Genomic DNA, 13,343 nt, shown 5'->3' with positions numbered 1-13,343 from the left:
AAATAGGGCTTCGACGAAGCCCTATTTCCACGGCGGTGAGGATATAGAACCCCGCCAGTGAGGCCATTCTCCGCTTGCAGAATGAACGCCGCAAGAGCGAATTGGCTGTCGTCCGCACGTGTGCGGCGGTGGTGGGGCCGCTCGTGGGGTCAGGCCTGGAGGCTCCGGAGCGTCTCCCTGGCACCGTGCTGGTGCAGGGCGGCCAGGGCCTCGGAGTAGGCGGCAACAAACCTCGCGTCATCCACCAGATCGCCGAAGACGTCGCGGTTCGAAATGAAGGACAGCGGCTCCTGGCGCTGGCGTGCGGCGGCGGCCGTCACGGTGTCCTTGAGCCGGTCCACCACGTCGACCGGGTTGCCCTGCTCGTCGGTCCCTTCGGCGTAGCGGGCCCAACTCGCCACAATGGCGGCAGACCGCTTGATCTCTCCACCGTTTTCGAGGTTGATGCGCACCACGGGCAGGAGCCACTTCGGGATCCGGTCAGAGCTCTCGGCACAGAGGCGGGCCAGGGTGTCCCGGACGTACTCGTTGGAGAAGCGTTCGATGAGGGTCCGCTTGTAGCCGTCGAGGTCGATTCCCGGCACAGGGTGCAGTGTCGGTGTTGCTTCCTTGTCCATGTAGTCCAGCAGGAACTGCGCGAACAGCGGATCCTGCGCCACCTCGTGGGCATAGCGGTAGCCGGCCAGGTAGCCAAAGTAGCACATGCCCTGGTGGCTCGCGTTGAGGAGCCTCAGCTTCATCAGCTCGTAGGGTTCCACGTCGTCCACGAGTTGCACGCCGGCCTTTTCGAAGGACGGGCGTCCCAGGCTGAAGTGGTCCTCCAGCACCCATTGCTCGAACGGCTCGCAAACCACCGGCCATTCGTCCTGCACGCCGAATTCCGCCGCAATTGCCTGGCGGTCTTCGTCCGTGGTGACCGGGGTGATGCGGTCCACCATGCTGTTGGGGAACGGTACGTTTTCCGCGACCCAGGCGCCGAGTTCAGGGTCCTTGAGCGCGGCGAAGGCGGTGAACATCTTCCGCGCGACGTCGCCGTTGCCCTGGATGTTGTCGCAGGACATGACGGTGAAGGGCTCCAGTCCCCGTTCGCGACGGCGGCGCAGGGCTTCGGTGATGAGCCCGAAGGTGGTGCGCGGTGCGGCCCCCGGCTGCAGGTCGTGGACCACGTCCGGGTTATCGGCGTCGAAGTCGCCGGTGACGTGGTGGAAGTTGTACCCGCCCTCCGTGACGGTCAGCGATACTATCCGGACGGCGCCGGACGCCATCTTCTCGATGACGGCCTCGGGGCTGTCAGGGGCAAACAGGTACTCGATGATCGAGCCGATGACGCGGCCTTCGCGCGAGCCGTCCGGGTTCTTGACCACCAGCGTGTAGAGGCAGTCCTGCTTGTCCATGACCTGCTTCATGCGGGCGTCGCCGGGCAGGACGCCCACGCCGCAGATGGCCCAGTCCCGGGCCTGGCCGGCGTTCATCAGCTGGTCCAGGTACATGGTCTGGTGTGCGCGGTGGAAGCCGCCGACGCCGAAGTGGACGATTCCGGCCGTCAACGCGGACCGGTCATAGGACGGTTTGCCCAGGTTCGCCGGCAGTTCTGCCAGTGTTGCAGTTGTGAGCGGTTGCATGAGTTTTCCTTTCCGGCCGGGTTTCAGCGGCCCGGGTAGACGATGGCTTTGAGCTGTCCGGACTGTTTGCCGGCTTTGAGCGCTTCTTCGGATTCGGCCAGCCCGAACCTGCCGGTGACCAGGATGTCCAGGTCCACCTTTCCGTCGGCGATGAGCTGGATGGCGAGCGGCCAGGTGTTGGTGTAGCGGAAGACGCCGGAGAGCCAGATCTCGCGGTTCTGGATGTAGGAGACGGGGAGTTCAACGTCGTCCGCCCCCAGACCGACGAGGATGACCCGGCCGGCGGGTGCCACCGCCTTGATGCCGGAACGGACTGCCTGCGGTGCGCCAGAGGCGTCAATGAACGCGTCGACGTCGAGCCCTTCGACACGGTCGGTCCTGGCGTTGAGCGCGTGCGTGGCACCGTGTTCAAGGGCGAATGCGAGCCGGTCCTCCGCGATGTCGCTGATGTAGATTTCGCTGGCGCCGAACGCACGGGCGGCCTGCGCGGCGATGATGCCGATGGGTCCGGCACCTGCGATCAGCACCCGGCTGCCAGGCCTGATCCCGGCGCGTTCACAGGCCCAGAGCCCGACGGAGAGAGGTTCGATCAGCGCGGCGGCCTCGTCACTGACGCTGTCCGGAATGTCGTAGGCGAAATCGGACTGGATGGTGACGTACTCGGCGAAGGCGCCGTCGATCGGCGGGGTGGCGTAGAACTCGATGTCCGGGCACAGGTTGTAGCGGCCGGCTTTGCACTGTTTGCAGGTGCGGCAGGGGCGCTGGGGCTCGACGGCGACCCGCTGGCCGATGCGGGCAGGGTCCACGTCGCTTCCGACGGCGGCGATCCGGCCTGAGAGTTCGTGGCCGAGGATCAGCGGGTGGTCCACCACGTAGTCGCCGATCCGGCCGTGCTCGTAGTAATGCACGTCGCTGCCGCAGACACCGACGGCGGCGACCTGCACCAGAAGCTGGTCGGGCTCCAGCCGGGGAACAGGCAGGGTTCCGAGGGCCATTTCGCCTTGGCTTTTCAAAACAGCTGCCCGCATGGTGGGCGGCAGGTCAGGCTGTTCGGGCGCGGGGGACTGCGCGGTTGATGTTGTCATCGGTTGAAATCCTCAGGAATGGAAGTGGAAGGTGCTGGCTATGTGACGGCGCTGGTTATTTCACGGCTCCTAGGGAGAGGCCCTGGACGAGTTTGTCCTGCGCGGCGAATCCGGCGAAGAGGACGGGCAGGGAGATCACGACGGCGGCGGCACAGACTTTGGCGAGGAACAGGCCCTGGCTGGAGACGAAACCGGTGAGGAATACCGGTGCGGTGCCGGAGACGACGCCGGTGAGGACGCGGGCCAGGAGCAGTTCGTTCCAGCTGAAGATGAAGCAGATCAGTGCCGTCGCGGCGATGCCGGGCATGGCCACCGGGGCAATGATCTTCCGCAGGATGAGCAGCAGGTTCGCCCCGTCGATCTGGGCTGCTTCCATCATTTCCTCCGGTACCTCGGCGAGGAAGGAGCGCATCATCCAGACGGCGATGGGCAGGTTCATGGAGGTGTACATCAGGATCAGGAACCAGATGTTGTCCAGCGCCCCGGCCGTCTTGGCGAACAGAAAAAGGGGCAGAACGGCAGCCACTACGGGCATCATCTTGGTGGACAGGAAGAAGAACATCACATCCGTCCACTTCTTCACGGGCCGGATGGACAGCGCGTATGCGGCCGGGATGGCCAGGCCCAGCACCAGGACGGTGGAGAACACCGACGCCATTGCGGAGTTGATGAGCGGCGGCCACGGGCTGATGCCCGACGTGGCCCCGAAGAACTCCTTGTAGGCATCCAGGGTCAGGTCCGCGGCGATCGCCGGCGGGTTGGTGGCCGCGTCGGTTTCGGAATGGAATGACGTCAGGATCATCCACAGTACGGGTGACGCGAACAGCAGGGCCAGCAACCAGGCGGCAATCCCGGCCGCAGTCTTGTTCCGGGCAGGATCCATCCGGGACTTGCCGCGGGACTTTCCGGAGCCCCGGCGGGAACCCGGGTTCAAGGCGCCGGTGCTGCGATGCGCGGCAGGGGTAAGGGTGCTCATCGTGCTGCCTCCTTTTTGAAGAGCGAGAAAACGGTGCGCAGGGCGAAGGTGGCCACGATGATGGTGCCGATGACCACCACAACACCGGCGGCGGACGCAAGGCCGTATTCATTGGCGAAATAGAACGTCTGGTAGATGGCGTAAGGCAGGTTGGCGGTGCCCAGGCCGCCGGAAGTAAGGGTGAAGACGGCGTCGAAGTTCTGCACGATGTAGATCGCGCCGAGCAGGCCGCCGAGCTCCAGGTACTGGCGCAGGTGCGGCAGTGTCAGGTGGGTGAAGATCGCCCAAGGGCTGGCCCCGTCCATCTGCGCGGCTTCGATCGTGTCCATGGGGCGGGACTGCAGGCCAGCCAGCAGGATCAGCATCATGAACGGGGTCCACTGCCATACCAGGGAGATGATGACGGCCATCAGGGGCGCCTGGGAAAGGAAGTCCGGCTGTGGCGGGGTGTCGCTGCCGAACAGGGACCAGATCCAGGTCAGCGTTCCGTTGATCAGCCCATATGTCGGGTTGAGGATGGCGTGCTTCCACACCAGCGCCGCGGCCACCGGCACCACGAGGAACGGTGCGATCAGCAGCGTCCGCGCCAAGCCCCGGCCGATGAACTTCTTGTCCAGCAGCAGGGCCAGGCCGAGGCCGATGACCAGGCTGGCCAGGACCACGGAAACGGTCAGGACGACGGTGGTCAGGATGGCCTGGCGGAGGTCCGCGTTGGTAAGGACCTGGATGTAGTTATCGAATCCGGCCAAGCCCGTCTGGTCCGGCCGGAGGCTGTTCCAGTTCAGGAAAGAAATGATCAGGGTCGCCACGAACGGAAGCTGGGTGACGACGATAAGGAAGACCAGGGCCGGCAGCAGCGGCGCACGCCTTGCCCAGGCCCGGGCGCGTTCGCGGGACCTGGCGTTTTTGTTTGGATTGGCGGCACTCTGCCCGCGGCGGGCAACAGGCGCTGTTGCGGTAGTCATGATATCTTCTCCTGCCGTGCTGTGGCCCGCGACTGCGGGCCACAGCACCGGTGGTGGGTTACTTATTTCTTGTACTTGTCGCCGATTTTCTGTGCCGCGTCCTGGCCCTTGGCCAGGGCGTCGGCTACAGAGCCCTGCCCGGCAATCGCTGAGCTGACACCCTGGGACACCGAGGTGCCCAGGTCGGCGAACTCAGGGATGCCCACGAACTGGATACCGACGGCCGGGCGTTCCTGCGCCCCGGGATTTTTCGGGTCGGCGTTTTCGATGGCAGTGCGCTCGGCCTCGAAGAACGGGGCAGCCTTCTGGAATTCGGCGTTCTCATACGTGGAAATGCGCTTTCCCGAGGGGACCTTGGCCCAGCCGAGCTTCGCCGCAACGAGTTCCTCGTACTTCTTTGAGCTGGCCCAGGCGACGAACTTTCCGGCAGCGTCCTGCTTCTTGGATGCGGCCTGGACGCCCCAGGACCAGGTCCAGAGCCAGCCAGAAGACTTCGTCTTCTTCACCGGGGCCTGGGCGTAGCCAAGCTTGCCCTTCACGGGGGAACCCTCGCCTTCCAGGACTCCGGCAGCGGAGGTGGCGTCGTACCACATGGCCACCTTGCCCTGGCTCATGTTGTTCAGGCATTCGGTGAACCCGGCCTGCGCGGCGCCGGCTTCACCATGCTCGCGGACCAGCTTGGTGTAGAACTCGGTGGCTTCGGTGAATTCCGGGGCGTTGACCTTGGCGTTCCAATCCTTGTCGAACCAGGTGCCGCCGAAGGTGTTGACCACGGTGGTCAGCGGCGCGAACAGCTGGCCCCACCCGGGCTGGCCGCGCAGGCAGATCCCCTTCATGCCCGCTTCGGCGCCGTCAACCTTGGCGGCCAGCTCGGCCACCTGGTCCCAAGTGGGCTTCTCCGGCATGGTGAGGCCCTTCGCCTCGAAAACGTCCTTGCGGTACATCAGGAACGAGGACTCACCGTAGAACGGCTCCCCGTAGAGCTTTCCGTCCGTACCGGTCAGGGACGCCGTATAGGCAGGAAGAATGTCTGCCTGGTTGAATTCGGCGTCCTCGGCCACGTTGTCCAGGGGCGCCAGCCACTTGTTCGCGGCATAGAACGGGATCTCGTAGTTGGACAGCGAGGCGACATCGTATTGGCCCGCCTGGCTGGAGAACTCCTGGCTGATCTTCGCCCGGACATCGTTCTCCGGCAGGATCGTGTAATTGACCTTGATGCCGGTTTCCTTGGTGAAGTTGTCCGCGGTCAGCTTCTGCAGGTCTTCCATCTGCGGGTTGTTCACCATGAGGACGTTGATGCTGTCTTGGGCACCGGACGTGCTTCCGCCGCCTGCACCTGCGCAGGCGGTCACTGAAAGGGCGATGCACAAGGCACCGGCGGCCAATGAGGCGGCGCGCATGGGACGCATAAAAACTCCTTTGTTCAATTCGGGCAACCAGCCCCGGGCTCTGTGGGCCCAGCGACTGGATGAGCCGGATCGGGCCCAATGGTGCAGCGCTGGTCCTCAACTACTTCCAGCCCCGCACATTTGAGCGTCATCGATGTGCTCATCTGTCATGTGACTCTAGTCATATATACTCGTTTGAGCAAGACGGGAAACTCAAATGATCAGAGAAGGGGTGAGCACATGTCCGAGCATTCCCATGAAGAACTCTTGGCCCGCGTGAGCAGCGAGTATTACTTGGAGAACCGTTCCAAGGTAGAAATTTCGGTCAGCCATGACATTTCGCGGTTCCAGGTGGCACGGCTGCTCACCGAGGCCCGCGAGCGCGGCATCGTGGAAATCAAGGTGCATTACCCGTCCCACATCTCCGCCGCGGAGATCCGCCAGCTGGAGTCCTGGCTGGGGATCCGTGAGATCGTCGTGGCGGACTCCACCTCCGGCGACGAGAACCAGGCCCGGGGCATCCTGGCCAAAGCAGCCGCCGCCGAGGTCACGCGGCAGGCGCCCCCGGGCGGGACGCTGGGGATTTCATGGTCCCGCATCCTGGACGTGGCCTCGACGCTGGTCCGGGAGCTTCCCCGGTGCGACATCGTCCAGCTCGCGGGGGCCCTCCCCGCAGAAGGGGAAAGCAATCCGCTCGAGCTGATCCAGCGGCTGGGGCACCTAAGCGGCGGCCACACCTGGCCGCTGTGGTCGCCGCTGGTGGTGGAAGATCCGACGACGGCGGCCGGCCTGCGCCGCCAGCCGGAGATCGCCGGCGCCCTGGCGAAGGCGGATTCGCTCGATCTGGCAGTGGTCGCGGTCGGCGCCTGGAAGAGTGGCAGTTCCACGGTGTGGGATCGGGCCGAAGCGGCGGTACGGGAGGCAGCCGTGGAGGCCGGCGCTGTCGCGGAATGCTCTGGGCGGCTGCTCAACGCAGCGGGCGTTCCGGTCGAAACGGGGCTGGACGAACAAATCATCGCCGTCACTGTCAAGCAGTTGCAGCGCACCCCCAAGGTCATCGCCGTATCGCACGGAACAGCACGGGCAGATGCGGTGCGGGCAGTTGCCAGGGCCGGTTTCGTCACCACGCTGATCGTAGATGTCCCGCTGGCCCGGGCCCTTACTGAGCTAATGGATAAGGAGAACAGTCAATGAGCATTGTGGTCGGGGTAGATTCCTCCACGCAGTCCTGCAAGGTCCTCGCGGTGGACGCGCACAGCGGCGATGTTGTTGCTTCCGGTGCGGCGGCCCACCCCGACCGGACCGCCGTCGACCCCCGCATCTGGACCTCTGCGCTGCGCGAGGCCTGGCATGCCGCCGGCGTCGACCGCCTGGGCGGCTCCGTTGCCGGGGTGGGCATCGGCGCCCAGCAGCACGGAATGGTGGCCCTCGACAGCACGGACACCCCCGTCCACGACGCGCTGCTGTGGAACGACACACGCAGCGCAGCGGAAGCGGCAAGGCTCCGGGACGAGCTGGGCCCGGAGGCGTGGGTTGACGCCGTTAACCTGGTCCCGGTGGCGTCGTTTACCATCTCCAAGCTCGCCTGGCTCGCGCAGAACCAGCCGGAGCTGGCGGACCGCGTTGACCAGGTTGTCCTCCCCCACGACTGGCTGAACGGAACCCTGGGCGGCGAGTTCACCACCGACCGCAGCGACGCGTCCGGTACCGGCTATTTCTCGCCGGTCACGGACAGCTACCGGACGGACGTGCTTGGGCGGTTCTTCGGCCGCGTTCCGCGCCTTCCGCGGATTGTCGCATCGCATGAGCGGGCGGGAACGGTGCGGAACGGATGGGGCGTTGACGGCGCCGTCCTTGCCGCGGGCGCCGGGGACAACGCGGCGGCAGCTTTGGGACTGGACCTGCGCCCCGGCGAGGTAGTTGTATCCATCGGCACGTCCGGCACCGTCTTCACCACCACGCCCTCACCCATCCCGGACCATACCGGTGCAATCGCAGGATTCGCGGACGCCGCCGGCGGCCACCTGCCCCTGCTTGCCATGCTCAATTCTGCCCGTGTCATGGCGGCAACCGCGTCCATGCTCGGCGTCGACCTGGCACAACTGAATGCGCTGGCGCTGGAGGCGGACAGCGATGCCGGCGGGCTCACGTTCCTTCCGTATCTCGACGGCGAGCGAAGCCCCAACCTTCCGCATGCCAAAGGAAGCCTGGCCGGCCTGACCAGGAGCAACATGACCCCGGAGAACCTTGCCCGCGCCTCCGTGCTGGGCGTGCTCAGTTCTTTGGCCGACGCCATCGACGTCATGAAGCAGTCCGGCGGCACCCCGGACAAGGTCCTCCTCATCGGCGGCGGCTCCAAGTCGCAGGCCCTCCGCCAGGCGGCGGCGAGCATTTTCAACCTGCCCGTCGAGATCCCGGCAAGCAGGGAGTACGTCGCACTCGGCGCAGCGAAGCAGGCCGCATGGGCAGCCACAGGAGAGCCGCCGGACTGGAAGCGCAGCATCGAAGCCTACTACGAGCCGGAGGGCGACTGGGGCATCGGCGTCCGGGAGCGCTACGCTGAGGCGCGCAAGAACTTCTACGGCGTGTGAGCGGCCGGTCCCCGGACGTCTCGTCCCGGGGGCCGGTCCCCGGAGTTTTTGGGCAGATACCGCGGTTTGGATCGTGCCAAAGTCGTGGTACCTGCCCAAAAACTCTTAGGGGTGGGGTCAAGCGGTGATCTGCGGAACCTCCACCCAGGCCTCTTTTGCAGCGGATTCGACAATCGCGTCGTCAATGAGGGCTGTCTGGTAGCCGTCTGCGAAATTGGGGCTCACGCTTCCGCCTTCCGCAATGGCTTTGAAGAAATCGTAGGCTTCGATGATCTTCGTTTCCCCGTAGCCGATACCGAGAGCCGGAATGGGCCAGAGACCTTCCCCGTACGGATGGGCCGGGCCGGTGTAAACGGTGCGGAATCCGCGGCGGTCCCCTGGATCGGAGGCGAAGCAGACCTGGAGTTCATCGCGTCGTTCGTAGTTGAAGACGATGCTTCCTTCGGTTCCGTGGATTTCGAAGGTGATGTAGTTGTTCCGTCCATACGCATTGCGTGTCGCCTCAAGGGATCCCACGGCGCCGTTGGCGAAGCGGATCATCGTCATCACCTCATCGTCCACGTCAACTTCGCCACGCGGGCCTTCGCCGCCCCGCACCGTTCCGAGTGCGTCGGCACCGCCCGCTTGGAGCGGCCGCTCAGGAATCCACGTGGACAGGAGGGAATTGACGGCGCTGAACTCCCCCACAAGGTACCGGGCCATGTCAATGACGTGGGTGGCGATGTCACCAAGTGCGCCCGAACCTGCGATCGACTTCTGGAAACGCCAGGACAACGGGGAATTGGGATCGGCGCTCCAGTCCTGCAGGTAGGTACCCCGGAAGCTGAGGATGCGGCCGATGGAGCCTTCCTCAATGTATTTCTTGGCCAGCGCGACGGCGGGAGTGCGCCGGTAGTTGAAGGCGACCATGTGGACGATGTCGGTGTTCTTCACCGCGTCGTACATGGCTTTTGATTCTTCGCCTGTACGCGCCAGCGGCTTCTCGCAGATGATGTGCTTGCCTGCTTCGGCCGCGGCTATCGCAATTTCGGCGTGGAGGTGGTTGGGCGTGGCAATGTCTACGACGTGGATGTCCGGATCGTCGATGATGCTGCGCCAGTCCGAGGTGGAGTTCTCGAAGCCGAAGCGGCGGGCCGCTTCGGCAGCCAGTTCGGGGTTGGCCTCGGCGATGACCTTGCGGACCGGGAGGGCCGGAGCCGGCCAAAAGAACATGGGCATGGCGGCGTAAGCCAAGGAATGGGCTTTGCCCATGAAGCCGCCTCCGATGAGGCCGACATTAAGGTGCTGCATGTGAATCGTGTTCCTTTCGGAAAAGTCGGGAGTCGCCTGCGGTGGCTCTCCCTGGTGGTCAGGAGGGTCAGAGGAGTTTCTCGAGGTACTTCTTGCTGATCTCGGCGGCTTCCCGGGGATCCCCGTCGTAGCCGTCGAGTTCGACCATGAGCCAACTGTCATATCCGCTCTCCCGGATTGCCGCGAGGATGTCCGGGAAGTCGAGTTCGCCCTGGCCCAGGGGGAGGAATGAAAAGGGGTCTTGCCGGAGGTCCTTAAGGTGGACATGCCGGATCCGGTCGGGGTACTTCCGGATGACAGCTGCCGGGTCTGCGCCGCCGGCCGCAAGGTGGGCGGTGTCGGGGCAGAAACCGATCCGCGTGAGCGGCATGAGCTTGTCCAGCTCGTCCGGGCTTTCCACGATGGTGGTCAGGTGCGGATGGTAGCTCGCCGAGAGCCCGAAGCTTTCGGCGATGTCCGTGACGCTGTCGAGTGCCTTGCCGAGCCGGCGGTAGTCCTCTTCGGTGGTTCCGGCCGCGCGCCGTGCTCCCCCTCCAACCACCAGGCGTTCTGCACCGAAGTCTGCGGCCAACTCGGCAGCCCGGTGAATCCGGTGCAGCTCGTCCGGAAGGATGTCGGCATAAATGAAGTTGGCGCCCGTGTACACGCTTGCCAGGGATACCCCGGAACTGGCGAGGATTTCTTTGAGCTCCTCGGGCTTTTCCGCGTATTCCGCGAGGTTTCCGTCGAACATCTCAACGCCCTCGTAGCCGACGGATGCGATGTCCCGGACGGCGTCCTTCATGGACCCGTGGGTGAGGTAAAAGAGGTCCTTGACGCTTGTCACGCCTTGGGCGTGGCCCACGACGCCACCCCAGGTGATGGAACAGTAACCAAGTTTCATTGCTTCTGCCTTTCAGGAGCCGAAGAAGGGTTGGGAGTCATGTGTGCTACTTCTTCCGGGCCATAGCGACGGCCAGGATGATGATTGCGCCGCGGACAACCTGCTGCTGGCTGCTGTCGAGCCCGGCGAGGATCAGTCCGTTGTTGATCAGGCCGATCAGCAGGGCGCCGAAGAGTGTGCCGATGATGGAGCCGAACCCGCCGAAGAGGCTGGTTCCACCCAGGATGACGGCAGCGATGGCAGAGAGTTCGTCTCCTGATCCCCACTGGAACCGTCCGGACTGGAGGCGGCCGGCGTAGAGCATGCCGGCGACGCTTGCCGCCATGGCCGAGATAAGGAGCACCTGGAATTTGATGCGCTTGGTGTTGATGCCGGTGAACTCTGCAGCGTTGCGGTTGCCTCCTGTAGCCAGGACCTGGCGGCCGAACCTGGTGCGGTTCAGCACGACGGCGCCGATGGCCACGAAGATTGCGCTCCAGACCACCAAGCCCGGAATTGGACCGAAGTTGCCGGATCCAAACAGCATGTTGAACGTGTCGTTCAGGATGGGCTGCGGCGCCGACGCGGTGATCCACTGGGCGACGCCGACGGCTATCCCCAGCATGCCGAGCGTCACCAGGAAGGACGGGATGCCGAGGAGGCTGACAAGCGCACCGTTGACGGATCCGACCACGAGCCCGACGGCGAGGCCCGCGAGGATGCCGGGAACCAGTCCCCACTGGGACAGTGCCATCGCGGTGCAGACACTGGAGAGGCCGGCCACAGATCCGACGCTCAGGTCGATCTCGGCGCATGCGATCACGTAGGTCATGCCCACGGCGATGACGGTGATAGTGGCGGTCTGCCGGAAGATGTTCAGCAGGTTGTTCGGCGACAGGAAGCCCTGGTCGCGCAGCAGAATGGCGAAGAAAAGGAAGACGACGACGAAGCCGATGTAGATGACGTAGCGCCGCCAATCGAGTTCTTTCAGGACGGTGCCGAAATTGCGGGCCGCGGTGTCCCGGGGCGCGATGGTGTTTGCCTTGCTCACTGTTCAGACTCCCTGGACTGCAAGTTGGAGATACTCCTCGTCAGCGATCTCGCTGCGGGGAATGTCGCGGATGATGGAGCCGTCCCTGAGGACGAGGACGCGGTCGCTGACCGCGAGTAGTTCGGGGTACTCGGAGGAGATGACGATGACGGCTTTGCCGGCACTCGCCAGCTCACGGATCATGTCCAAAATTTCGCTTTTGGTGCCGATGTCCACGCCGGCCGTGGGCTCGTCCAGGATCAGGATGTCCGGATCGGTGCCCAGCCACTTGGCGATGACCACCTTCTGCTGGTTGCCGCCCGAGAGGAGCCGCACCGGGCGGTTGGGGTGGGCCACCTTGACTGCGAACCTCTTGATCAGTGACGAGGACAACTCCTTGCCCTTGGCGCCGTCCAGGAGGGGCCCCCGCTGGATCTGTCCGAGCAGCGGCAGCAGCAGGTTGTCCTGGACGGAATGCTCCAGCACGAGGCCTTGTGCCCTGCGGTCCTCCGGAATGAGGGCGATCCCGGCATTGATGGCCTGCTGGGGCGTGGCAAGGGTGACCTTTTTGCCCCGCAGGAGGACTTCCCCGCTGTCCACCTTGTCAATGCCGAAGAGGGCACGGGCGAGCTCGGTGCGTCCGCTTCCCATCAGCCCTGCCAGTCCGAGGATCTCGCCGGGCCGGAGCGTAAAGGAAACGTCCCGCACCCGGTGCCCGGCATTAAGCCCCCGCACCTCAAGCCAGGGCGCGCCGTCGTGCACCACATGGTCCCGCGCACGATAGGAAAGCTGGCCCTCGATCTTCTTGCCCACGATGCCTTCCACGATCTGTTCGGGAGTGACGTCGGTCAGCGGCGCGGTAAGGAGGTGGCGGCCGTCGCGGAGGATGGTGATCCGGTCAGCGAGCCTGTACACCTCGTCCATTCGGTGCGAGATGTAGATGATCGAGATGCCGCGCTGCTTGAGGCGGTCAATCAGTTCGAAGAGAGCTTCGGACTCGTGCCGGGCCAGGCTGGCAGTGGGTTCGTCCATGATCAGCACTTGGGCGTTTTGGGCGAGGGCCTTGGCAATCTCGGTCAGCTGCCAGTAGGCAGTCCCGAGCCGGGAGACCTCCGCGCGGGGGTCGACGTCGACCTCCATCTCAGCGAAGACCTCCCTGGCCCGTTTCACCGCGGTGCGGTCGTCAATGAGCCCGCCCCTGCCGAGCGGTTCGGCAGCCAGGAAGATGTTCTGGGCAACGGTCAGGCTCGGTACGAGGCTGAATTCCTGGAAGACCATCCCGATCCCGGCAGCCTTCGCGTCCTGGATCGAGCTAATCGCGGCTGGCTCCCCGCCTATGAAGATCTCGCCTGCGTCTGCCTGGTACACGCCCTGAAGGATCTTCATGAGCGTGGACTTCCCGGCGCCGTTCCCGCCTGCGAGTGCGTGGACCTCACCCTTTCGGACGTCGAAGCCGACGTCCTTCAGCACGGAAACGCCGTTGAAGCCCTTGGAGATCGAGCGCATTTCGACGACATTGTCTGCGGTGTTCATT

At 64.6% G+C, this 13,343-nt stretch carries 11 protein-coding genes; 2 read left to right on the top strand and 9 right to left on the bottom strand.

Going from position 1 to position 13,343, the window contains the following annotated elements:
• Nucleotides 1-149 precede the first annotated feature (149 nt).
• From SMD14_RS05550 to SMD14_RS05530, 5 genes are all read right to left on the bottom strand, one after another.
• Nucleotides 150-1,622 (bottom strand): mannitol dehydrogenase family protein, encoded by a 1,473-nt coding sequence (locus SMD14_RS05550; protein WP_321215636.1) that lies wholly within the window; start codon nt 1,620-1,622, stop codon nt 150-152.
• 23 nt (nt 1,623-1,645) lie between these two features.
• Nucleotides 1,646-2,707: an NAD(P)-dependent alcohol dehydrogenase gene (locus SMD14_RS05545; protein WP_321215635.1), complete on the bottom strand. Its 1,062-nt coding sequence runs from the start codon at nt 2,705-2,707 to the stop codon at nt 1,646-1,648.
• A gap of 55 nt (nt 2,708-2,762) precedes the next feature.
• The gene (locus SMD14_RS05540; RefSeq protein ID WP_321215634.1) at nt 2,763-3,683 is read right to left on the bottom strand and encodes a carbohydrate ABC transporter permease; all 921 of its coding nucleotides are present in this window, start codon (nt 3,681-3,683) and stop codon (nt 2,763-2,765) included.
• Nucleotides 3,680-4,648, bottom strand: a complete 969-nt coding sequence (locus tag SMD14_RS05535) for a sugar ABC transporter permease (protein ID WP_321215633.1) — start codon at nt 4,646-4,648, stop codon at nt 3,680-3,682. Before SMD14_RS05535 ends, SMD14_RS05540 begins: the two co-directional genes overlap by 4 nt.
• 62 nt (nt 4,649-4,710) lie before the next feature.
• Nucleotides 4,711-6,057 (bottom strand): sugar ABC transporter substrate-binding protein, encoded by a 1,347-nt coding sequence (locus SMD14_RS05530; protein WP_321215632.1) that lies wholly within the window; start codon nt 6,055-6,057, stop codon nt 4,711-4,713.
• A gap of 219 nt (nt 6,058-6,276) precedes the next feature.
• On the opposite strand from SMD14_RS05530, the gene SMD14_RS05525 reads away from it, so the two are divergent.
• A complete protein-coding gene (locus tag SMD14_RS05525; RefSeq protein ID WP_321215631.1) occupies nt 6,277-7,230 on the top strand; it encodes a sugar-binding domain-containing protein in 954 nt (317 codons plus the stop codon).
• Nucleotides 7,227-8,627: a xylulokinase gene (gene xylB / locus SMD14_RS05520; RefSeq protein WP_321215630.1), complete on the top strand. Its 1,401-nt coding sequence runs from the start codon at nt 7,227-7,229 to the stop codon at nt 8,625-8,627. The genes SMD14_RS05525 and xylB overlap by 4 nt, the downstream gene beginning before the upstream one ends.
• A 117-nt stretch (nt 8,628-8,744) precedes the next feature.
• Here the strand turns inward: xylB and SMD14_RS05515 are convergent, their stop codons facing one another.
• The 4 genes from SMD14_RS05515 to SMD14_RS05500 all read right to left on the bottom strand — a co-directional run bounded on the left by SMD14_RS05515 (nt 8,745) and on the right by SMD14_RS05500 (nt 13,342).
• Nucleotides 8,745-9,917: a Gfo/Idh/MocA family oxidoreductase gene (locus SMD14_RS05515; RefSeq protein WP_321215629.1), complete on the bottom strand. Its 1,173-nt coding sequence runs from the start codon at nt 9,915-9,917 to the stop codon at nt 8,745-8,747.
• A 67-nt stretch (nt 9,918-9,984) separates the two neighbouring features.
• Complete coding sequence (locus SMD14_RS05510; RefSeq protein WP_321215628.1) at nt 9,985-10,800, bottom strand: sugar phosphate isomerase/epimerase; 816 nt, start codon at nt 10,798-10,800, stop codon at nt 9,985-9,987.
• A gap of 46 nt (nt 10,801-10,846) precedes the next feature.
• Entirely contained in the window at nt 10,847-11,830 is a 984-nt protein-coding gene (locus tag SMD14_RS05505) for an ABC transporter permease (protein ID WP_321215627.1), read from the bottom strand.
• 3 nt (nt 11,831-11,833) lie between these two features.
• Complete coding sequence (locus SMD14_RS05500; protein WP_321215626.1) at nt 11,834-13,342, bottom strand: sugar ABC transporter ATP-binding protein; 1,509 nt, start codon at nt 13,340-13,342, stop codon at nt 11,834-11,836.
• Nucleotide 13,343: the final 1 nt, after the last annotated feature.

The sequence above is a fragment of the Pseudarthrobacter oxydans genome (genome assembly GCF_034258515.1).
Taxonomy (GTDB): Bacteria; Actinomycetota; Actinomycetes; order Actinomycetales; family Micrococcaceae; genus Arthrobacter.
This window is presented reverse-complemented; position numbering and strand designations above follow the sequence as displayed.